Genomic DNA, 22,118 nt, shown 5'->3' on the forward strand with positions numbered 1-22,118 from the left:
ATTGAACTTTCTATGAAAAAAGCATTTATTACAGGACTTACTGGACAGGATGGCTCGTATCTTGCGGAACTTTTACTTGAAAAAGGGTATGAGGTGTATGGGATTATCCGCCGTGCAAGTGTTGCGAATACGTCTCGTATTGATCATTTGATGAAGGATGTTCATGTCTACTACGGGGATATGATTGACTCGTCGAACCTCAGTCGTTTGATGGAGAAAATTCAGCCGGATGAGATTTACAATTTGGCTGCACAGTCTCATGTGCAGGTTTCCTTTGATGTGCCCGAGTTTACGGCTGATGTGGATGGCCTTGGCACGCTTCGCTTGTTGGACGCAATTCGTGAAATGCGGAGCGGCACGCGTTTCTATCAGGCATCGACGAGTGAACTTTTTGGAGGGCTTCCTGAGACTGCGCCGCAGAGTGAGAAGACCCCGTTCTATCCGAAAAGCCCGTATGGCGCAGCGAAACTCTATGCCTACTGGATCACGGTCAACTTCAGAGAGGCCTATCATCTGTATGCGTGTAATGGTATCTTGTTCAACCATGAATCACCGCGCCGTGGTGAGAACTTTGTGACGAAGAAGATTACGCGCTCAGTTGCACGTATCGCGCAGGGGCGACAGGATAAATTGTCTTTGGGCAATCTGGACGCAAAGCGTGACTGGGGATATGCAAAGGATTATGTCGAGGCGATGTGGCTGATGCTGCAGCAGGACGAGCCGGATGATTTCGTGATTGCAACGGGCGAGACGCATACGGTGCGTGAGTTCACGGAACTTGCCTTCCGTCACATAGGTGTGGAGCTTGCATGGGAAGGCGAGGGCGTTGAAGAGAAGGCATATGATCGTAGGACGAACCGCCTTCTTGTCGATGTCGATCCGAGATTCTTCCGTCCCGCCGAGGTGGAGTTCCTGTGGGGAGATCCGACCAAGGCAAAGGAAAAACTGGGGTGGAGGAATAAGACAAGCCTTGCACAACTGGTCGAGATTATGATGGATTATGATATGAAGTTTGATAATTATGGCGGTGATCACAAATGATTTTATTAACAGGCGCTACAGGGTTTCTTGGAAAGCGCGTTGCAAAAAAACTGGAAGAACGCGGCTTGGAGTTTCATAAAACTTCTCAATCGTTGGGGACGGATTTGCGGGACGCATCTGCTGTTCATCAGCTGTTTGCGGAAGTGAAGCCGGATAAGGTTATCAACTGCGCTGCATATGTGGGCGGTATTCAGTTTGGTTATAAGCACCCTGCCGAGCTGTTTCGTAATAATCTGCTGATGACAATCAATCTCCTCGATGCCTGTAGGGATTTTTCTGTACAGCGTCTTGTCAATCCAATTTCTAACTGTGCCTATCCGGCACGTGCGACCTTCTTCAAGGAGGATGAGTTTTGGGAAGGGGAACTCCATGAGTCGGTAATGGTCTACGGACATGCGCGTAAAACCTCATGGGTCGGTGCGTGGGCGTACGAAAAGCAGTACGGTCTGGACACGCTGAATTTGATTCTTTCCAATATGTATGGGCCGGAGGATCATTTCGAGGAAGAACGTTCTCATGCACTCGGGGCACTGATTATGAAGATTGTAAAGGCAAAGCGTGAAAATCTTCCCGAGGTCATTGTATGGGGCTCCGGCAAGCCCGTGCGCGAATGGCTCTATGTTGATGATGGTGCGGAGGCGATGGTGCGTGGCTTAGATGCACCGCATTCAGAGCAGCCGGTGAATATTGGTGTTGGCAAGGGAATTTCCATCATCGATATGGCAAAGATCATCCAGGAGGATGTTGGTTATGAGGGAGAACTGAAACTCGATCCTACGAAGCCGGATGGTGCACCGTATAAGACAGTCGATGGAACGAAGGGCGGCGAGCTCCTTGGATGGCGACCGGAGAAAGATTTTCGCCTCGGGATTCGGGAGACCGTTCAGTGGTATCTGGAGCATTGTTAACGATGAGGCTTGTTAGATACATTGCTTGAAGCGAGGTATATTGATGAAAGTTGTAAAGTCCCCGAGTGGAAAAATTTTGGCGAAGCATATTGTGCAGGAAGACATCCGGGATGGTCTCGGGTTCTTTTCTGATGACAGTGACTTCATTCAGGTGGGCACGTGGCGGTATGAGGAAGGGAAGGATTTACTTGCACATCAGCACAACCTTGTAGAGCGTACAGTGGAACGCACGCAGGAGGTACTCGTGATTCAAAAAGGTGCAATTCAGGCGAGCATTTTCGATGAGAATGAGGAGCACACGCTGCTGGAGCGTTTTGATGTAAAGCAGGGAGAAGTTTTGATTCTGCTCCATGGAGCGCACGGCTATAAAATCTTGGAAGATGGTACGCAGGTCGTGGAGATAAAAAACGGTCCCTATCTTGGTGCCGAGATTGATCGGGTACGTATCTGAATATTTCATTGGGAGGTATTTTCGATGAGTCAGTTTATCAATCAGATGGAGCCGTGGTTCGACGAGGCTGAGGCGAACGCTGTTCATGAGTATATGAAGTCCGGTGGTTGGGTAACGGAGTTCCGTAAGACACGTGAATTTGAAGACCGTATCGCTGAATATACGGGCGCGAAGTTCTGCTCAGTTGTTGCAAATGGTACGGTCAGCCTATCGATTGCCTTGATGGCGTGTGGTGTCAAGAAGGACGATGAGGTTATCGTCCCGGACTACACTATGGTAGCAACGCCGAACTCCGTAGAGCTGATTGGCGCGAAGGCTGTGTTCGTAGACATTAATCGTCAGAACCTTTGTATGGACTTCGAAAAAATGAAAGCTGCGATTACGCCAAAGACAAAAGCTGTCATGCTTGTTACAATCAATGGTCGTTATCCGGATGAGATCGAGCAGTTTGCATCCTACTGCAAGGAAAAAGGGATCTGGCTGATTGAGGATGCAGCGCAGTCTCTCGGCTCGCGCGTCAATGGAAAGCATCTTGGTTTATTTGGTGCCATTGGAAGTTTTTCGTTTAGTGCACCAAAGGTGATTACAACTGGTCAGGGCGGTGCACTCATTACCGATAATGCTGAGCTTTTCGATCGCATAAAGAAGATTCGTGATTTCGGACGTTCGCAGGGCGGTATCGATCACTATCTTATCAAGGGTTGGAATTTCAAGTTCACGGATTTGCAGGCTGTTGTCGGTCTGGAACAGATGAAGAAGCTTTCTTATCGCGTTGAGCGTAAGAAAGAAATTGGGAAGCTGTATGAAAAATTGCTCGCCGATGTCAAGCAGGTCGAATTCATTCCGACGAACTATGAGAATACTACTCCGTGGTTTATTGATATCCTTGTAGAGGGGCGTGAGGGGCTCAAGTCATACCTCAAAGATCATGGCGTCGGATCACGTGATTTCTATCCACCGCTCCACGCAGAACCTGCCTATGGCTACGAGGGAAGTTATCCCGTGACGGAAGAAATCTCGCGCAAGGGACTCTGGCTTCCATCTGCAGCACAGCTGACGGATGAAGAAATTAGCGTTGTATGTGAGTATATACGGGCTTATTTTGCTTGAGATAAATCGAGAAGCCACTAATCCATTTTGGTGATTTGTTGGTAAAGAGGCAAGACAATAATTGTTAGTTGGCTTCTCTTGATTTTTCCATCACTTTTGAAAATGTGTGGTGAAAAATTGTTGAAGAAGCTAAAAACATATGAGAGTATATGTTCTGCGTCTATCGGACTTTTTGTGAGCGTGTTTCTATGGATGTTTTCCCCAGATACTGCTGTTTCGGTTTCCTGGGTGGTTATTCCAGTCGTATTAATGATGTTATCGTGGTGGATTGTTTTGGTATGGCGTAACAATTTGAGAAAAGAGGTGGAATTTGTCGCTAAAATCATCAATTATGATCCCGATAAAGGAAGACTGCTGTTTTCTGTCAACATCAACTCTGTTATTGCAATAGATTCATATATAACTCTTTTTTACAAAGATAATAGGGGCTATGAAAATTTATATGCAGTTGCGGTTGTTATTAACATTCAAAAAACAGGGGTAGTGCAGGCAAAGATAATTGGAGCTGAAAGCAGTATACTTGAAAATCCTCGTGAAATGATTATCATTAAACCAACGATTACTACCAGACTTATAAATGGAATATTGGAGAACAATCATGAATAAGGTTATAAAAGTGGCGAAGGTAACAAATGCAGAAGAACTCGTTTTGAATGCAGGACAAGCAGATAAAATTCAGGAGGGTGATAGGTATTTGGTTTATGGAATCGGCGAAGAGATTTTTGACCCTGATACAAAAAAGTCCCTTGGGTGCTTGGAAGTTGTTAGAGGAACAGGAAAAGTCGTGCATGTTCAAGAACGAATGTGCACAATTCGAACTGATATGAAAGAACCCATAAAAATAGAAAAAAAACGGAAAAGAATGTTGCCAACGACCTCCATTATGTCAACACTTACGGGATTTCATGATCGCGTCGAGGAGATAGAATATACGGAGATGCCAGAAGCCAAGCCTTTCGATAACCCAGAAGTTGGAGATCATGCTAAACCTATTAGCTAAATGAACATTTTATCATTAAAATTGGAATGGAGCTATAAAATGCAGATTGTACTACTTTCCGGGGGGGCGGGGAAACGTTTGTGGCCTCTCTCCAATGAGCTCTATTCCAAACAGTTTCTTCGTTTGCTCAAACGTGAGGATGGATCTCGTGAGTCGATGATTCAGCGCGTAGTGCGGCAGGTGCAGAATGCCGTTCCTGATGTATCCATTACGATTGCAACGGCTCGTGAGCAGATGTCCTTGATTCGTCGTCAACTGGGAAATCAAGTAAATATTTCTATTGAACCATGTCGCCGCGATACATTTCCTGCGATTGCGTTAGTTTCTTCCTATTTGCACGATAAATGTGACGTGTCATACGATGAGCCTATTGCTATTTGTCCTGCCGACCCATATGTCGATGAAGATTACTTTCTAGCTATCAAGCGGCTGCTTACGTCTATAGAATGTGGAGCTTCTGCCAACCTTCTGTTAATGGGGATTGAACCCACCTATCCGAGTGAGAAATATGGCTATATTCTTCCAACTGGGAGAACAGAGCAGAGCCCTGTACATGCGTTTAAAGAAAAGCCGAACGAGGAGCTTGCTGCCAGATATATCGAAAATGGGGCTTTATGGAACAGCGGCGTGTTTGTCTTTCGACTTGGGTATGCACTCAATAAATCTCGTCAGTTGCTTGGGAGTGCGAGTTATGAGGAGCTTTTGCATGGCTATGCGGATTTACCTAAAATCAGCTTTGACTATGCTGTAGTTGAAAAGGAAGAGAGTATTGTTGTTCAGCGATATTCTGGTACATGGCTTGATGTCGGAACGTGGAATACACTTTCAGAGGTAATGTCAGAGTACTCTATCGGACGTGTTACAATGGATGCGGCCTGCAGTAATATCCATGTTGTGAACACTCTTTCTGCTCCTGTTCTTTGTATGGGCGTGAAAGATGCGATAGTTGCTGCAAGCCCTGAGGGAATCCTCATTGCGGACAAAGATCGTTCGAGTGCAATGAAACCCTATGTGGAGAACCTGCATACACCGGTGATGTATACAGAAAAATCATGGGGAGAATTTCGGATCATTGATACAGAACCCCAAAGTCTAACTATTAAAATAACACTTACTCAAGGCGAGTCTCTTACTTATCACAAACACGAGCGACGTGATGAGACTTGGACAGTGATCAAGGGGCGCGGCTGGGTGAAGCTCGATGGCAACGAGTTCGCTGTTGCTGAGGGACAGACGGTGCGTATTCCGCGCGGGTCATTTCATACAATACGAGCGGAGACTCTGCTGAAGGTAATGGAGATCCAGACGGGTGAGGATATTGATGTGGATGACAAAATTGTGTGGGGGCTGTAGTTTTTACTGTAAGCATTGATATTGTAAAAACAGGCAATCCACAATAGAAAAGCCGCCTCATCTGAGGTGGCTCTAATATAACAATGAAAGTTCTGTGGAACCAATAACTGACATAAACATGGCGTGAAAAGCGAATAGACAATCATTGAACTGATCCCCAAAAGTTAGACTTAGGAAAACTTTTGGGGATATTGTTATGGAAAAATACAATATAGAATACAAACTGGAGGCCGTAAGGGAATAACTTGCCGGGCAAGAGGATAACAATTTCCCTATGTGTCCATTAGGGAGAATCTCCCCGTGAGGCTCTTTCTCTTTTTCTCTCTTGTGTAACATATGATTGACAAACCTACACGTTTGGAAGAGCGGTAAGAAAGGCTTTGAATATGACGGTGTTTATGGTAAAATTTATCTATCTGAATGTGTTGTTTTGAGGAATTATCTATTTTCAACATGAAATGCGACAGGTAGGGGATGAAATTTGTACGTGCATAGGGAAGGCTGGATTTCGTCACACGCGTCCATTATATGTGCGGCGTTTCTTTTTGTTTTTTTTGATTACATTGCAATTCTTTTTGCAGAATATTTTGCGTTTGGACTGCGCGATGTGTATGGGAATTTGAACGGGACAACCTACCTTCTTCCTGATGAGTTCGTTTTTCTTTGGATCCCGATTGTCTTTATCGCATTTCTTGCCATCATGCAGACATATACAAAGATGCAGCCGATTTTAGAAACGGTGCGGCAGATTTTTTATGCGATTCTCTATGCGCTCATTGCGTGTATTCTGGCACTTTATTTTGTGAAGGAGAGTTTGCTGGTTTCGCGCCTTTTTGTCGTCTTATTTGGATGTTTTGCGTTGTTCAATATTTACCTCGGGCGTTATATCCTCATGAAGTTCCTTAAAATAAACAATGCACTATCAAAGCCCGTTATCCTGATCGGTGCCGGGAAGACGGCAGAACTTGTCCTTGAATTCTTTGACGGAGACCTCGGATACCGCTACAAGGTCGTTGGTATTCTGGATGATAAGCCAGTCTCGGAGCTCCTTCCGAAGAGATTTTTGCTTCTGGGGAGTGTGAGTGATGCCGAGACAATTGTTCGGGATTCCGGGATCAAAACGGTTATTATAACGGCACCGGGGATGGATAGCAAACGTTTGGAGAAGCTTGTCTCTGCGATCCAGCCGCTCGTTCGTGATATTCTCTTTGTACCTGATCTTATGATGCTGCCGCTCGCGCATGTTGGCGTTGAGCCGTTTTATACAGAGAGAGTCTTTATGCTCAGCATACGAAACAATCTCGCACGGCGCAGAAACCGTCTGGCAAAGCGTATTTTTGATCTCGTTGCAACGATTGTCGGTGGCCTTTTGATTTTTCCGATCCTTTTCGTGTTGGCCGTGCTTGTGGGGATTGATAATAAAGGGCGCGTTATTTTCGCACATCAGCGTGTTGGGCGCAACGGAAAGATGTTCCCCTGCTATAAGTTTCAGTCGATGATACCGAATGCACAGGAACTCCTTGAGGAATACCTTGCAAAGAATCCAGAAGCAAGAAAAGAATGGGAAGAGTCCTTTAAACTTACGAATGACCCTCGTGTTACCAAGCTGGGAGCATTCCTGCGTAAAACGAGTCTTGATGAACTGCCGCAGCTATGGAATGTCCTGATGGGCGATATGAGTCTTGTCGGTCCGCGTCCGATTATTACGAAAGAGATCGAACGCTATGGGGACAATATCCGTGAGTACTATATGGTTCCTCCTGGCATTACGGGTATGTGGCAGGTGAACGGACGCAGCGATACGACCTATGAGGAGCGCGTTGCTATGGATACGTGGTATGTGCGCAACTGGTCGGTTTGGATTGATCTGGTATACTTGTTTAAGACGGTAAAGACTGTATTTACGGGAAAAGGTGCGTATTGAGTGAGCTGTATCGATATGATATTCTGGGAGATTAGTGCGAATGAATGTGATCCTACTGAACGACTATGCCTATGAAAATGGGGGAGCAAGTTCTGTCGCTTTTTGGATTGCAAAAAAACTTGCTGCTGTCTCAAATGTCAACGTGATTTTTTTTGCGGGAACAGGGGAGTTTGATCAAGAAATATGCAGAATGCATCGAATGAGAACCTACTCGCTGAAACAATTTGATCTATTGACAGATCCTAACCGACTTCGAGCAATGATAAAAGGTCTCTGGAATCATGACGCGGCAACTAAACTAGATCATATTTTACACGAATGTGATCCGCACAATACCATTATACATGTACATTCTTATCAAAAAGTGTTGACATCTTCCTGTATCCATATAGCAAAAAAACGAGGCTTCCCTGTGATTATGCATCTGCATGATTATGGGATGATATGTCCTAATCTAGCGTTTTATGATTTTCAACAAAATGAAGTTTGTCATAGAAAACCACTTGCTTTGCGATGCCTTTTTACAAATTGCGATGCAAGAATGTATATGCATAAAATATGGCGCGTTATTCGTAGTTATGTGGAAAAAATATGTGCGGGATTACCTGATAGTGCTGATGCGTATATTGCTGTATCACAGTTGAGTGGAAAGCTGTTTAGACCTTATATTTCTGCGAACAGGTTATGTTATATCTTACCTACGCCTAGTTCCTTTGAAAAAAAAGGTTTTTCCCCAGCAAAAAACAAGTATTTTGTATTTATAGGACGACTGTCTCCTGAAAAAAATCCTTTACTGCTTGCCACATGTGCATATGAATTGCACATACCAGTTATGTTTATCGGTGAAGGTCCTTGTAAAGAGGATATTCTGAAAGCGAATCCAGATGCTGTTATGACTGGATGGGTGAACAAAGAACAAGTGCTTAAATATTTTGAGGAAGCGCGGTGTGCTGTTTTTCCAACGCTCCTGTATGAAACACAGGGGCTTGCCGTTGAGGAGTCGCTAAGCTGTGGAGTTCCTGTTATTGTTTCGGATATCTGCGCTGCAACAGAGGTCGTTCGACATGGCGAAAATGGGCTGCTGTTTCCTTCTGGTAATAAAGAGTCTTTAATGAGGTGTCTGCTAAGTATGTTGGATGATCATACAGTTGAAAAAATGAGTGCATCAGCAATAGAGATGTACCAGAAAAAAAAGGAAATTTCGGAACGATATATAGATGATATATTGCGTATATATGCTAATACACTTAGGACGTGATTATTTTCATTTTGTGGGCTTATTGAATTTTTAGGATTCGCATGTAATTGAAAAAGAAAATCAAAGGTTTTGGTATCATGATAAAAGTTTTGCATATTGGTGAATATGTACAAGGTGGCGTTGCTACTTATATTAAGACGCTTATTACAAGGGATCTGGAATTTGGCATTGATAATTATCTGCTCATGGCAGAGGAAAAATCAGAACATGTATGGAATTTTCCTAAAAATAAAATAACGTATTATCCGTATCATCGCTCATTGTATTCGCTTATTCCTGCTATGTGTGCAATTCAAGAACATGTCAAATATATTAAACCGGATATCATTTTTTTGCATAGTTCTTGGGCAGGAATGCTGACAAGAATCCCACTCCTTTTTGGCAAAAAAAAATTCCGAATTATTTATAATCCACATGGTTGGTCTTTTTTGATGAATGTATCTATATGGTGTAAACGACTATATGCTCTGATTGAGCGTACACTTGCATGGAAAACTGATTTGATTATCAATGTATCTCGTTATGAATATAACTGTGGTATACAATATGGAATGCCGCAAAGGAAAATGAAAGTGATATATACTGGTATTCCGGATGTTATGCTGCCGGTGTCGCAAAACATTCGATTTGATGCAGATAGAATAAATATTTTATTTGTTGGGCGCTTTGACCAGCAGAAAGGTCTGGATGTTTTGTTGAAAATTTTTCGTAAGAATTTTTTTTCACATCTACATCTTTATGTTATCGGAGCGCCAGTTATTTCGGCTTCAACGGATGATTATCATGATGATGAAAATATTACGTTTCTTGGTTGGATCAAAAATGATCAAATTGGCGAATATTATCTCGCTGCAGATGCCATTATCATGCCCTCTCGTTGGGAAGGCTTTAGTATAGTTGCCCTTGAGGCTATGCGGTATGGGAAGGCTGTTTTGGCAAGTGATTGTACATCATTGCCAGAGCAAGTGCAAAATGGTGTAAATGGTTATTTATTTTCTCTCAATGATGAGCACCAATTAAGTGCTATATTGCAAAATTTATCTTCTGAGGAATTGGCTGCTATGGGGGAACGAGCAAGAAAAATTTATTGTGAGAAATTCGTGGCAGATCGAATGCTTGACGAATTTTCGGTTCTGTATCGTTACTTATCCGATTGAGTAAATAATATCTATATTTATGATGTGTGAGCTGTGGCTTAATCTGTTTTAGGAAGCACTGATAAATTTAGCATCGCCATCTGAGAAGCGCGTTTTTTGCCGACACAGTTCGGATAAAAAATTTACGCCAATCTGAAGGACTTCATTTTATCAGCGATTCCTTTATATTGATTATCGGGGATATAAGGAGAACTGAAAGACGTGAAAATACTTTTGTTGTCGCGTTGGTTCTTTCCGGCAAAGAGTCCTAGGGCTTTTCGTACAACAGAACTCCTCCGTGAGTTGACGAAACGAGGGTATGAGGTTGACTTTTTCTGTCCGGAGGAGGCTGTATTTGATTGTGATTTTGCTACCGATAAACTGCATGTCTGTCGTATTCCTATGTCACAGCTGCTTAAACAAAAAACGATGCCATTAAATGCTAGGAAAAATCAAACTTGGCAGACAGTTTGTGTGAATATCGTAAGGAGAGTTTCGTATTATTTTTTAGGGGGCGGACCAAGAGATGTAATTTATGCTGTGCGTTTATATAGGGAACTGGAAAAAAGAGTTAGCGCCCAAACATATGATCTTCTTTTTGCGATTAGTTACCCATTTTGCCTATTAGTTGCATCTGCATTGTATTCGTTGCACAATAAACAGATTCGCTGTAAAATAGCTGACTGTGGAGATCCTCTCTACTATAATCCCGGCATCATAAAAGCACCGTACCTTAAATATATAGAAAAAATCATCTTGCAGAAGTTTGACTGGATTACGATTCCTATGCGGGAGGCAATGATCGGATATCGGCATTGTGATTTAGGTGAGCGCTTGAGGATTGTGCCGCAGGGATTTAAGCTGATGAATATAGAGGATGACATATATTGTCCCAATACGATTCCTCATTTTTGTTATGCGGGGGTCTTTTATGAAAAGATACGGGATCCTGGCTTCTTTTTTGATTTTTTATGTATGTTACAAGAGCCTTTTTACTTTATTGTATATGCATTGGATGACTCCTTTACAAATCGGGTCTTGCTGTCGTACAAAAAAAATTAGGGGGAAAACTTCTTATTAGAGCACCTGTTGAGCGAGAGCATCTCATTTATGAAATGGCAACGATGGACTTTGTTATTAACTTTGATAACGAGAATTCAAATCAGCGGCCGAGTAAATTGATTGACTATGCAATGAGTCGAAGACCAATTTTAAGTTTTAATCATCAGACGTTTCGATCAGAAGATTTTCAAGCATTTCTGAAAGGGGACTATAGTGCACAATATCGTGTTGATTTAGAGCAATATGATATTCGTCGTGTGGTGGATCAGTTTGAGGCACTATTTGAGAAGAAGGCAGGGGAAGAGGTACAATAAATGAAAAATGTATGTGTTGTAGGACTCGGCTACATTGGTCTTCCAACGGCGATGCTGATTGCGAATAGTGGCTTTAAGGTTTACGGGATGGATCCCGTGGGGCGCGTCGTGGAGACGGTCAATCGCGGTGAGATTCATATTGTCGAGCCGGGACTTGCTGCGTATGTGAAGAAAGCTGTTTCTTCTGGAAATCTTCATGCGGATGTAAAGCCGCATGAAGCGGATGTATTTATTCTTGCGGTTCCAACTCCGTTTAAGGGGGATAAGGAACCAGATTTGTCTTTTGTAGAATTGGCGACACGGGAGATTGCCTCATATGTCAAAGAGGGAAATCTGATTATCCTTGAGTCGACCAGTCCGGTTGGAACAACGGAGAAGGTGCGGGACTGGCTCTATGATGAGCGAATGGATCTTATAGAGAAATCTGTTTACTTTGCCCATTGTCCGGAACGCGTTCTGCCTGGCAAGATCGTCGAGGAACTGCCACATAACGATCGCATCATCGGTGGCATTGATGAGGAATCGACGAAGAAAACCATCGAATTTTACAGCCGTTTTGTCACAGGGGCGCTTCTCCCCACGGATGCGAGAACCGCAGAGATGGCGAAACTCACGGAGAACTCCTTCCGTGATGTGAATATTGCATTTGCAAATGAACTCTCGATTATCTGCGACAAGCTGGGCATTGATGTCTGGGAGTTGATTCGCCTTGCAAATCGTCACCCACGCGTCAATATTTTGCAGCCGGGACCCGGGGTCGGTGGTCATTGTATTGCTGTGGATCCGTGGTTTATCGTGGACTCTGCGCCGCGTGATGCACGACTGATTCGTGTTGCACGGGAGGTTAATGACAGCAAGCCGCATGTTGTGATGGAAAAGGTATACGAGGCAGTCCGGACGACGGAGAATCCGAAGGTTGCGTGCCTCGGCCTTGCGTTCAAACCGGACATTGATGATCTGCGCGAGAGTCCGTCATTGCGGATTGCGGAGGAGCTTGCAGCAGGGACTCTCGATGAGCTGCTCGTTGTAGAGCCAAATATCCGTACACTTCCTGCATCTCTTGCGGGGAAGGGGAGTGTACGTCTTGTCTCTGTAGAGGAGGCTATGCGTGACGCGAATATCATTCTGCTGCTTGTCGATCACAAGGAGTTTAAGGCGATGGATCAGGGGCTTTTGAATGGGAAAAATATCATTGATACAAGAGGAATTTTTCATTTTCAATAGAGGAGTTTTGCATCATGCCATATGCCGACCATGTGATATATCGAAAAGAAGAGATTATGCGTCTTTGTGCAGGCAAGAGAGTTCTGCATCTTGGGTTTATACAACATCATGATTTGTATGAAAAAAAAATAGCTGAAAACGATTGGTTGCATGAAAAGATTGCGGGCATTGCCAAATCGGTGGTTGGATTGGACTATCTCAAAGAAGATGTTGATATTATACGCAAAAAATACGGCTATGAATGCTATTATGCAGATGTTACAGATACATCACTGATGGAGCGTTTGGGAGATAAGATTGGGCAATTTGATGTTGTTGTATGTGGAGAGTTGATAGAGCATGTTGCAAATCCAGGACTTATGCTAAAAAACATACGGCCATTCCTGAATTCGAGGGGACGGCTCATTGTAACAACACCAAATCCTTGGTGTTATCGGCGTATTCGGCTGATGATGGCAGGCTGTCTAGAAAAGAGTTGGCTGAATAAAGAACACGTTGCCTGGTATAGCTATCAGACCTTGTGCCAAATATTGGAAAGATATGGCTATCAAGAAGTATGCTATGATTTTTATAGAGCAGAAAATCCTTATGACGAGGGCATAAAAACTAAGATAAAAAAAATACTGCTTGGAATTATTATTCGTGACCAACGATATTTAGAGGATGGTCTTTTCTTTGTTGCTCAGAAAGTTTGACACCGTGGAGGAGTGAGAACGATATGAAACAGGTGCTGATTAAGAAAGGGCAGGCTGTTACCGAGAATGTGCCTGCACCCCAGATTGAAGCCGATAAAGTGCTCGTACGTGTCGTCAACTCGTGTATCTCCATCGGTACGGAGATGAGCGGTGTGCGTGCAAGTTCTGTACCCCTCTGGAAGCGTGCCCTCAAGGAACGTGACAAGGTCAAGAAAGTCCTTGATATGGTCGCCGAAAAAGGTGTCGCACAGACACGTGAACTTGTCAAAGGAAAACTCGAAACGGGGGCACTTGTCGGATACTCGGCGGCAGGTGTTGTTATTGGTGTCGGTGCAAATGTGCGTGACGTGAAGGTCGTTGAGCGTGTTGCCTGTGCCGGCGCACAATGCGCACATCATGCAGAAATCATCAATGTACCTCGTAACTTGCTCGTGAAGGTTCCAGAATCCGTTTCTTTTGAAGAGGCAAGTACGGTTACACTCGGCTCGATTGCTATGCAAGGCGTACGCCGTGCCCATACAACACTCGGCGAGTGTTTCGTTGTGATCGGTCTTGGTGTTATCGGACAGTTTGTTGTGCAAATGCTCAAAGCAAGTGGCTGCAAGGTGATTGTCAGCGACTTGGATGCCGGTCGTATCGAGATGGCACTGAAGCACGGAGCGGATTATGCCATTCAGCCGGATGGCACGACGGATGTCGAACAGGTGGCGCGTTTGACGGATGGGATTGGTGCAGACGGCGTTATCATTACAGCAGCGGCAAAGTCCGATGCCATTGTTTCAACCGCATTTAAGATGTGTCGCCGTAAGGGGCGCGTTGTTCTTGTCGGTGATGTTGGTCTCCATCTGAACCGTGCGGACTTCTATGAGAAGGAGATTGATTTCCTCATCTCCACTTCCTATGGACCGGGGCGCTATGATAGTATTTATGAGGAAAAGGGACTGGAATACCCCGTCAGCTATGTACGCTGGACAGAGAACCGCAATCTGCAGGAAGTGCTGAATCTTATGGCGTCGAAGAAACTTCACGTGATGGATATGGTTTCCAAAATCTATCCTGTGGAGGAAGCGGACACCGCATACGAATCGCTGAAAACGGCATCACCGAAGCCGCTCATGGTGCTTCTCTCCTACCCTCAGGAGGAACGGGAAGAAGCGGATGTTGTAACCGTTGCTGCACATCCCACGCAGAAGGAAAAGATACAAATTGCACTGATCGGTGCGGGCGGCTTTGCCAAAGGAATGCACCTGCCGAATATCAAACAGCTCGGCGATCTCTACCAATTGCGTGCTGTGATGAGCCGAACGGGAACGAATGCAGAAGCTGTCGCAAAGCAGTTTGGAGCCGACTATGCGACGACGAATTATGAAAAAACGCTTGTGGATGATGCCGTTGACATGGTGCTGATCGCAACACGCCACAACCTTCATGCCGATATGATCTTGGCAGCACTCAAAGCGGGCAAACATGTTCTTGTTGAAAAACCTCTTGCAATCAATGCCGAGGAACTGGCAAGGATTGAGCAGTTTTATCAGGAGCATCGAGATGCTCCTCTTCTTTTGACCGGCTTTAATCGCCGCCATTCACGATATCTGCAGGAGATCGCGAAGCACACGACTGCACGCCAGAATCCCATGATCATTCACTATATGATGAATGCAGGCTACATTCCGCTTGATCACTGGGTGCATACTGAGGAGGGGGCAGGCCGTAACATCGGAGAGGCGTGCCATATCTATGATGTATTCAACTTCCTCACGGGAGCAAAGGCTGTTTCTGTCAGTGCATCCTCCATTCAGCCGAATGGAGCATATTATAGTGCCAAAGATAATTTTATTGCCACAGTTACCTACGACGATGGTTCTGTAGCCAATCTCATCTATACAGCTGTGGGCAGCAAAGAATTTCCCAAGGAAACGATGGAAGTGTTCTTTGACGGGAAGATGATTACGCTCAATGACTACAAGTCGATGAAGGGATACGGTGTAAAGCTTGCCTCGATTGAGACGAAGGGCAGCGAAAAGGGGCAGCTCGAAGAACTTGAGACATTTGGTAAGGCAATCAAAGAGGGGCGAGAAGCTCCAATTCCTCTTTGGCAGCAGTTGCAGACAATGCAGATTGCTTTTGCCGTGGAAGAGCAGATTTGAGGTGTAGACGTGCTCCGAGAAATATATGATAACTTGCCGTCCTCTTTTCAGCGTGGGATCGATGAGTTGTGGAGTGCGATCCCGCCTAACATCAAACTAGGTACGGCATATGGCGATATGCGTAAACTTTTGTCTGTGTCAGATTCATGGACACAGGATCAAATTCATGCTTGGCAAAATGCTGCGATAAAGAAACTGCTTCTGCATGCTTATGGTACTACCGTGTTCTATCGGCGCATATTTGACGATGCCGGCTTTAATCCCGAGTCATTTCAAGATGTTTTTGATCTTCAGCGTATTCCATCCATCACGAAACAAACCGTTCAGGAAAATATGCAGGATATGCTGTCGAATGCGTTTTCATACAAACATCGAATTCGAATGACTACCGGTGGTACTACGGGACGCCAGCTTGTTTTTTATGCACAAAAACGATTCACGATGGCGAGAGAAAAGGCTTTTTTTGATCATCTTTGGTCGAAGGTCGGCTACGCTGCCGGGACATCAGAAAAAGTGGTATTGCGAAACAATGTATTACCAAAAGGTGTATTGTGGCAATACAATCATCGAGATAAAAGTCTGATATTAGATCCCTATCATCTGACTGATGATAACTGTTCCAGAGTTATGGAAAAGCTAAATGAGGTGCAAATTCCTTTTTTCCATGTATACCCATCATCTGCGTTGATGCTTGCCGACTATATCAACAGGACAGATCATCGGTTAAGGTATACTCCGAAAGCCGTATTTGCAAGTTCGGAGAATCTTTATAAAGGACAGCGTGAAATTGTAGAGGCCGCATTCGGCTGTCCTATGTTGCTGCACTATGGACATTCTGAGATGTGTTGCGTAGCGTCATGGTGCATTGAAGAAAATCACTACCATCTGGAAGAGATTTATGGTTATACAGAACTTTTGGATGAGGAACAGAAGGTTATTATGCAGCCGGGACAAATGGGAGAAATCACGGCAACGGGATTTAACAACTATGTGCTTCCCTTGATTCGCTACCGTACTGCAGATTATGCTGCATATGCCGAACATAATCCGAAATGTCATTACTCTGGGAGAGTTTTGCAGAATGTGGAAGGTCGTTGGCTGCAGGAGATGCTTGTTACATCGAAAGGAAATAAAATCTCGATGACGGCGATTAATTTTCACTCTGATATTTTTGATCGTGTGAAATTCTATCAGTTCTATCAGGATACTCCCGGTAAAGTTACGATGCGTATTGTTAAGAATGATGGATATACGACAATGGATGAGACTGCAATACGTCACGCATTGGAGGAAAAACTGGGAGAGTTTCTGCATCTCGACTTTTCCTATGTGGACGCAGTTGAACCGTCGCGGAATGGGAAGTATCGGTATATTATATCGAAGTTGTAGTGGTTTACTATTTTTAGGAGCTACACTTTTAAGGGGGCATTTTTTGTGAGCGAGAAGTGTTATAGGAAAATCAATTGAGTGCTGATAAATTCAGCACTGCTATCTTAAGCATATCTTTTTTGCTCGTATTGTGCCCTAGAATCCTCCATCATAGCCTTTGTTATGTGTTCGGTTTATCTCCTTGTTCGGACGAAAAATCTACGCCAATTGGTCGGATTTCATTTTATTAATAAACCATTAATTTATAAGAGGAGCGGATGCCTGAATATGACTATATTGCAAGAATGCGAAGCAGGTTGCTATGTTTGCTAGATTATTAAAAATAATCTCGGTGTATTTTGGTGCAAATCTTTTTGCAAAAGCCTTGAACTTTTTGTTTTTTGCATGGTTGAGCCGGCTTCTTTCCATTGAGGAGATGGGGGAGTTTTCGTTGCTGAATATGGCGGTGACAATCCTATCGCTGTTGATGTTACTAGAGATGCCGAGTGGTTTCAATAGGTATTATCTCGATCAGGCGTTGGATGAACGGGAAGTTTTTGAGAACTCGATTATCAACTTCCTATTGGTTGTCAATGCCATACTTGTAGGGGGACTCATTGTTATATATGCAGTTTTCCCACAGATCTTCGTTGTTCTGCCGCAAGATGCATGGGCATTGGGCTTTGTCCTTCTTATACCATTTGGTAATGCTGTCGTCAGCATTTACCAGACGAAGATGCGTCTCCTACAACGAGCAACAAATGTGGCTTGGGTTATGCTGGCACAGTCTCTTGGTTATATCGGCACGTTTTTTCTGCTATGGCAATTGGGGTTCAGTAAACTGGCAGCTCTTATGGGGGCGTTTGTTGGTCAAAATGTGTTTATAGTTATACTCCGTTATAAAGATTTCTGTACATGGAGACCAACGATTCGGTGGGAAAAAATTAGAGAGTGTGCACGGTTCTCTGTTTGGCTGATTCCATCAAGCTTAGGGGCATATTTTTCTCTTCTCTCCGGCAAATATTTTCTTGGTCGCGCGAATATGATTCGTGAGGTCGGTATTTACGAGGGAAACAACAAGGTTGCAAATACCTTTCAACTTGTGATGGAGCCAATCTATATGGCTGTGTCGCCAATGTATTTCGCGCGCTATAAAGAGAATAGCTATCGCCATTTTTACTTACAAACTGTAGGTGGAATTGCCTTATTAATGCTTATTGTTACTGTTGTGACAGGCTGTTTTGCTCGTGAGATTGTCTGGATTATTCTAGGCGAAAAGTACGTTGCTTATTACTACTATTTATATTTCTTCATGGGCATTGCGATATTTTCTTTTTTAGCGAGAATTGTAGCCGTCAATATACATTTAGCACAGAAAAGTCAATACGATACGATGATTGAGATGGTTAGTGGTCTTTTGAATTGCACCCTATCCTTTTTTGTGCTTATGGAATTGCATTGTGGTTTGACCGAACTTGTGCTAGTGATAACTGCATGTTACGGGGTGCGATTTATATTGTATCTTGTTGTTGCCAATCGTTGCTTTCCCAAAACTGCAGTGTCTGTTCTCTATGGGGGAGCCTTCATAGGTCTTGGTATTTTTGTAGGGATTGGCAATGAGAGACTTCAGATCTTAGATATTGGTTTTCGTGTCTTAGTCTGTATGCTTGAGTTGGCCGTCTTGCTGTTTGTTGCAAGCCGTGTTGGAAAAATTAATCTTCTAGATCTCTGGAAACGTAGATATGGTTGGAAAAAAATATGAGGAGGAGAGGCGTTGTTATCCTTTGAACTTTATGATGACTTTGACCAGTTAGAGGTACGAGAGACCTATGCTATGCTGGAACAAGAAGAATCACATCTTTTGAACACCTCCTATATTTGGGTTAAGACATGGTGGGAGACATTTCGTGAACAGGAGGGTATGGGGCGTGATAAGAAACTGCATATTATACGTGTTCTTCGTGACGATATACCTTGTGCAATGTTTTCATTGATTACATACAACAAAAATATCCCTCAAGCCATGGGGATGGTCTCGCTCACCATACTAGGTATTTGCGGCGATTCATGGGGAGCTACTTTTGAAGGTATATTAGGAAAGTTGAACGTGGACGAAACCAGAGAACTAATGTCGTTCGTTCGCAGTACTATTTCATATGATCAGTTACAGTTTTCCCATATTCCAGTGGACTCACCATTGATGCAGGTCATATCACATCGCATACTCTTATCGGCATGTCCAATGACTTTGTTGGGAGAATATCGTGACTACGATCATTTTGTGAAGGACTGTTATTCCAAAAAACTGCGGCAAAATATTCGCACAGGAAATAACCATGCTACAAAAAATGGGCATAGACTGACATCACGAGTTGTGCCGTTATCAGAAGTCAATTTTGCAGATATAAAACGATTGTCTGTATCGAAATTAGCGAGTGGAAAACATTCCATTTATCTTGAAGATGATAAAGAGAAGTTTGTTAAACGCCTGCTGAAGGTGCACGCAGGAAACGTTGTGATGGTAGAGTGTGATGGAAAGCCTGTAGCTTATCGCTTGAATTTTTTTGTTGGGAAGAAAAAGTATTGTTTTGATGCTTCGTATGACAGAAGCTATGATCGCTATGAAATTGGAATTCAGTCACTTGCTGCAAGCATACATGAAAGCTTTGAGAATATGTGCTCGTGGCATTGTGAAGGAACAGGAATTGATAGTTATAAGTTGAAGTTTCTAAAACGAGCTGCTCCAATATATATATTGACGGAAGCGGGGGATTCCTTAAAAGGCCGCCTAATGTTTTCCTTCAAATTGTCTCGTTTGAAAAAACTGGAAACAGTCTTCAAAAAAGAGGTTGCTGAGATGGAAAAGAAGTACTCACTACAGTTGATATCAAGCTGTAGTGAGTAGATTAAGAGAAGCAGAGACAAAATGAAAGAGAGCTCCGTGTTTTATGAGAAAATGTCATATAGGTCCTCTTCCGCCTCCACTTGGTGGTATATCTGTGTATCTATATCGTCTGAAACACCTAAAACCCAATGATCGATATATAAACAGTAATACATTGGGGAAAATTGGCTTTTTAAGATTATTATGCCAAAAAAAGGAAGAACTCGTTCTTCATGGATATAACATGAAGAAACTTACTGCGTTGTATTTTGCGTCACTCTTTTTGGGGCTTAAATATACCGTTGTGCTGCATGGGGAGGGGGTATTTCAAAGAAAAAATGTAATTTCATGGTATCTCTTGCGCAAATCGTTACAAAGAGCGCAGTCAATTCAATTCGTGAATCAAAAATTAAAAGAGAGAATGGGGGAGATGTTTCCAGAGCTCCTGTCGTGCTCTTGTGTTCAGAGCCCATTTTTACCGCCTCCTCTTGAGGATGAACCTGCTATCCTTGGCACCTATCCAAAAGAACTGCATCATTTCATAACGAATAGCTCACCACTCTTGGTTGCAAATGCTTTCAAGATTGTTTTCTGGAACGATGGAACTGAGTTATACGGTTTGGATATGTGCGTGGAACTCGTTCACAGACTCAAATCGCAATATCCACAGATTGGGTTGGTCTTTGCCTTGGCTGATGATAGCAGTGAGCCGGACTATTTTGCCAAGATCAAAGAACGGATTTTAACAGATAAACTCAATGAACATATTTACTTTATGACGGGGCAACGGGAGCTATGGCCGCTGTTTCGGAAAGCGGATTTAATGGTGCGTCCGACATGCACGGATGGGGATGCCCTCAGTATTCGTGAAGCTCTATATTTTCATGTGCCTGCTCTGGCCAGTGATGTTGTTCCTCGTCCAGATGGTACGATCGTTTTCAATAACCGCGATATGGATAATTTTTATGAAAAGGCGAGCGAGATATTGAGTCGCAAGGATTTTCCACCATTGTGACAGAATCTGTGAGGGATTTTAAGATATGGAAAAATGTCTGTACTATAACGATCATCAAACTGCAGCAACACTGATGATTGATGATCTTTCTTTTGTATCCATCACACAGAATGGGAAAATCACCCCACAAACGGATTGGGGGGGGGGATTATCAGGAGCAGGGAGTCTCTATCAGTATATCGCGGATACTTTTCTGACATGGTTTCCGGAAACGCGAGGGACATTCTTTTTTCCAATAGCGGATCATGCGTTCATGAACCCATATGCAAATTATGATCTTGATTACAATCGTGATCTTGTTGCTCAACGGCAGTTTATGGAAACCTGCAGCAATTTTTTTGAAATTGCCTATCATGGCACATCACATGGTCGTTATCGGTATCCCGAAAGGTGTGGACTGGTTGACAACTGGGAGCAAGAATTTTCGTATTTGACCATGGAGGATGTTGCGTGTATTCGTACACGCATCAATCAAGCCGAAAAGTGTTACGGGATACATATGACCGGTGGTAAATACCCCGGGTATGAGAAAAATGAATTTGCGTCTGAAATCGTCGAGGCTCTTGGGTTTCGCTGGTGGGCGGCAGATTCTGATATGATTGATCGAAAGTGTGGCAAAAATCGACATACATACTATAATGGTGAAAAGGTTCTTTTGCTGCCGACGAATATTTCGGGAAGTACATTTTTACGAAATATCTCGGGTAGCAGTGTGCGTTCTTGGAAAGCCTTCGTAAAGAAAAAATTTCCTCTTTTGCGTTTCGTTTTCGGTTTGTATAAGGATTTGCGGGCAGAAGAGTATATTACATATCTCTACGAAAATCGTCTGATTCTTTCTGTGCAGGAACATTTCATGAACTTGCGCACAGATGGAAAGCGTCAAAATCCTAATATATATGACGATGTGGCTTCAGTTGCTAGAATATATGCTTTGCTCAGAGGGATGGATGTTTGGCATACAACATGTGGAGAACTTGCCCATTACCTTGAGAGCTACGACCACTCCCGATTGGTACAAGAAAAAGACGGCATCTGGAATTTGTCGTATTATGGATCTTGGGATGAGATGCTTTTGACCGTGTGTTCCACACATTCCTCTTTGCGGAATCATGATAGCGGCGAAATTGTTCATGGTGTATACCGCTTGGGTAAATGGGTTTTTAATCGGATTCAGCCAGGTATGTATGAAGAGTTATAGACTGATGCTTTTCGTATGACGATCTCAGAG

At 43.5% G+C, this 22,118-nt stretch carries 20 protein-coding genes; all 20 read left to right on the top strand.

The genetic code is table 11. The features are described from left to right. Nucleotides 1–12 precede the first annotated feature (12 nt). The 20 genes from gmd to HMPREF9334_RS09760 all read left to right on the top strand — a co-directional run bounded on the left by gmd (nt 13) and on the right by HMPREF9334_RS09760 (nt 22,088). The gene (gene gmd / locus HMPREF9334_RS09665; RefSeq protein ID WP_006693287.1) at nt 13–1,041 is read left to right on the top strand and encodes a GDP-mannose 4,6-dehydratase; all 1,029 of its coding nucleotides are present in this window, start codon (nt 13–15) and stop codon (nt 1,039–1,041) included. Then, nucleotides 1,038–1,949, top strand: coding sequence for an NAD-dependent epimerase/dehydratase family protein (locus HMPREF9334_RS09670; RefSeq protein ID WP_006693288.1), 912 nt, complete (start codon nt 1,038–1,040; stop codon nt 1,947–1,949). The genes gmd and HMPREF9334_RS09670 overlap by 4 nt, the downstream gene beginning before the upstream one ends. A gap of 91 nt (nt 1,950–2,040) precedes the next feature. Next, the gene (locus HMPREF9334_RS09675; RefSeq protein WP_245535251.1) at nt 2,041–2,400 is read left to right on the top strand and encodes a cupin domain-containing protein; all 360 of its coding nucleotides are present in this window, start codon (nt 2,041–2,043) and stop codon (nt 2,398–2,400) included. A gap of 24 nt (nt 2,401–2,424) precedes the next feature. Continuing rightward, the gene (locus HMPREF9334_RS09680) at nt 2,425–3,510 is read left to right on the top strand and encodes a DegT/DnrJ/EryC1/StrS family aminotransferase (RefSeq protein WP_006693290.1); all 1,086 of its coding nucleotides are present in this window, start codon (nt 2,425–2,427) and stop codon (nt 3,508–3,510) included. 102 nt (nt 3,511–3,612) lie between these two features. After that, nucleotides 3,613–4,116: a hypothetical protein gene (locus HMPREF9334_RS09685; protein WP_169311794.1), complete on the top strand. Its 504-nt coding sequence runs from the start codon at nt 3,613–3,615 to the stop codon at nt 4,114–4,116. Then, on the top strand, nt 4,109–4,510 hold the full coding sequence (locus HMPREF9334_RS09690) for a hypothetical protein (protein WP_050803430.1): 402 nt from the start codon (nt 4,109–4,111) through the stop codon (nt 4,508–4,510). The genes HMPREF9334_RS09685 and HMPREF9334_RS09690 overlap by 8 nt, the downstream gene beginning before the upstream one ends. Before the next feature lie 39 nt (nt 4,511–4,549). Further along, on the top strand, nt 4,550–5,863 hold the full coding sequence (locus HMPREF9334_RS09695; protein ID WP_006693291.1) for a sugar phosphate nucleotidyltransferase: 1,314 nt from the start codon (nt 4,550–4,552) through the stop codon (nt 5,861–5,863). A gap of 487 nt (nt 5,864–6,350) precedes the next feature. Continuing rightward, entirely contained in the window at nt 6,351–7,787 is a 1,437-nt protein-coding gene (gene wbaP, locus HMPREF9334_RS09700; RefSeq protein ID WP_006693292.1) for an undecaprenyl-phosphate galactose phosphotransferase WbaP, read from the top strand. Nucleotides 7,788–7,827: 40 nt separating this feature from the next. After that, nucleotides 7,828–9,045, top strand: a complete 1,218-nt coding sequence (locus HMPREF9334_RS11815; RefSeq protein WP_006693293.1) for a glycosyltransferase family 4 protein — start codon at nt 7,828–7,830, stop codon at nt 9,043–9,045. A gap of 47 nt (nt 9,046–9,092) precedes the next feature. After that, entirely contained in the window at nt 9,093–10,202 is a 1,110-nt protein-coding gene (locus HMPREF9334_RS09710) for a glycosyltransferase (RefSeq protein WP_006693294.1), read from the top strand. Between the two features lie 201 nt (nt 10,203–10,403). Then, a complete protein-coding gene (locus HMPREF9334_RS09715) occupies nt 10,404–11,243 on the top strand; it encodes a glycosyltransferase family protein (RefSeq protein ID WP_006693295.1) in 840 nt (279 codons plus the stop codon). A 53-nt stretch (nt 11,244–11,296) separates the two neighbouring features. Next, the gene (locus HMPREF9334_RS09720) at nt 11,297–11,557 is read left to right on the top strand and encodes a hypothetical protein (protein WP_006693296.1); all 261 of its coding nucleotides are present in this window, start codon (nt 11,297–11,299) and stop codon (nt 11,555–11,557) included. Further along, the gene (wecC, locus tag HMPREF9334_RS09725; protein WP_006693297.1) at nt 11,558–12,781 is read left to right on the top strand and encodes a UDP-N-acetyl-D-mannosamine dehydrogenase; all 1,224 of its coding nucleotides are present in this window, start codon (nt 11,558–11,560) and stop codon (nt 12,779–12,781) included. 14 nt (nt 12,782–12,795) lie between these two features. Then, nucleotides 12,796–13,476, top strand: a complete 681-nt coding sequence (locus tag HMPREF9334_RS09730) for a class I SAM-dependent methyltransferase (RefSeq protein WP_006693298.1) — start codon at nt 12,796–12,798, stop codon at nt 13,474–13,476. 23 nt (nt 13,477–13,499) lie between these two features. Further along, nucleotides 13,500–15,623, top strand: coding sequence for a bi-domain-containing oxidoreductase (locus HMPREF9334_RS09735; protein ID WP_006693299.1), 2,124 nt, complete (start codon nt 13,500–13,502; stop codon nt 15,621–15,623). Between the two features lie 66 nt (nt 15,624–15,689). After that, complete coding sequence (locus HMPREF9334_RS09740) at nt 15,690–17,012, top strand: phenylacetate--CoA ligase family protein (RefSeq protein ID WP_245535252.1); 1,323 nt, start codon at nt 15,690–15,692, stop codon at nt 17,010–17,012. Nucleotides 17,013–17,313: 301 nt separating this feature from the next. Beyond that, a complete protein-coding gene (locus HMPREF9334_RS09745; protein ID WP_006693301.1) occupies nt 17,314–18,753 on the top strand; it encodes a lipopolysaccharide biosynthesis protein in 1,440 nt (479 codons plus the stop codon). 12 nt (nt 18,754–18,765) lie between these two features. Continuing rightward, nucleotides 18,766–19,896, top strand: a complete 1,131-nt coding sequence (locus tag HMPREF9334_RS09750; protein ID WP_006693302.1) for a GNAT family N-acetyltransferase — start codon at nt 18,766–18,768, stop codon at nt 19,894–19,896. Nucleotides 19,897–20,119: 223 nt separating this feature from the next. Further along, on the top strand, nt 20,120–20,890 hold the full coding sequence (locus HMPREF9334_RS09755) for a glycosyltransferase (protein ID WP_245535253.1): 771 nt from the start codon (nt 20,120–20,122) through the stop codon (nt 20,888–20,890). Between the two features lie 25 nt (nt 20,891–20,915). Further along, nucleotides 20,916–22,088 (top strand): hypothetical protein, encoded by a 1,173-nt coding sequence (locus HMPREF9334_RS09760; protein ID WP_006693304.1) that lies wholly within the window; start codon nt 20,916–20,918, stop codon nt 22,086–22,088. Nucleotides 22,089–22,118: the final 30 nt, after the last annotated feature.

The organism is Centipeda infelix ATCC 43532 (assembly GCF_000234095.1).
GTDB classification, from domain to species: Bacteria; Bacillota; Negativicutes; order Selenomonadales; family Selenomonadaceae; genus Centipeda; species Centipeda infelix.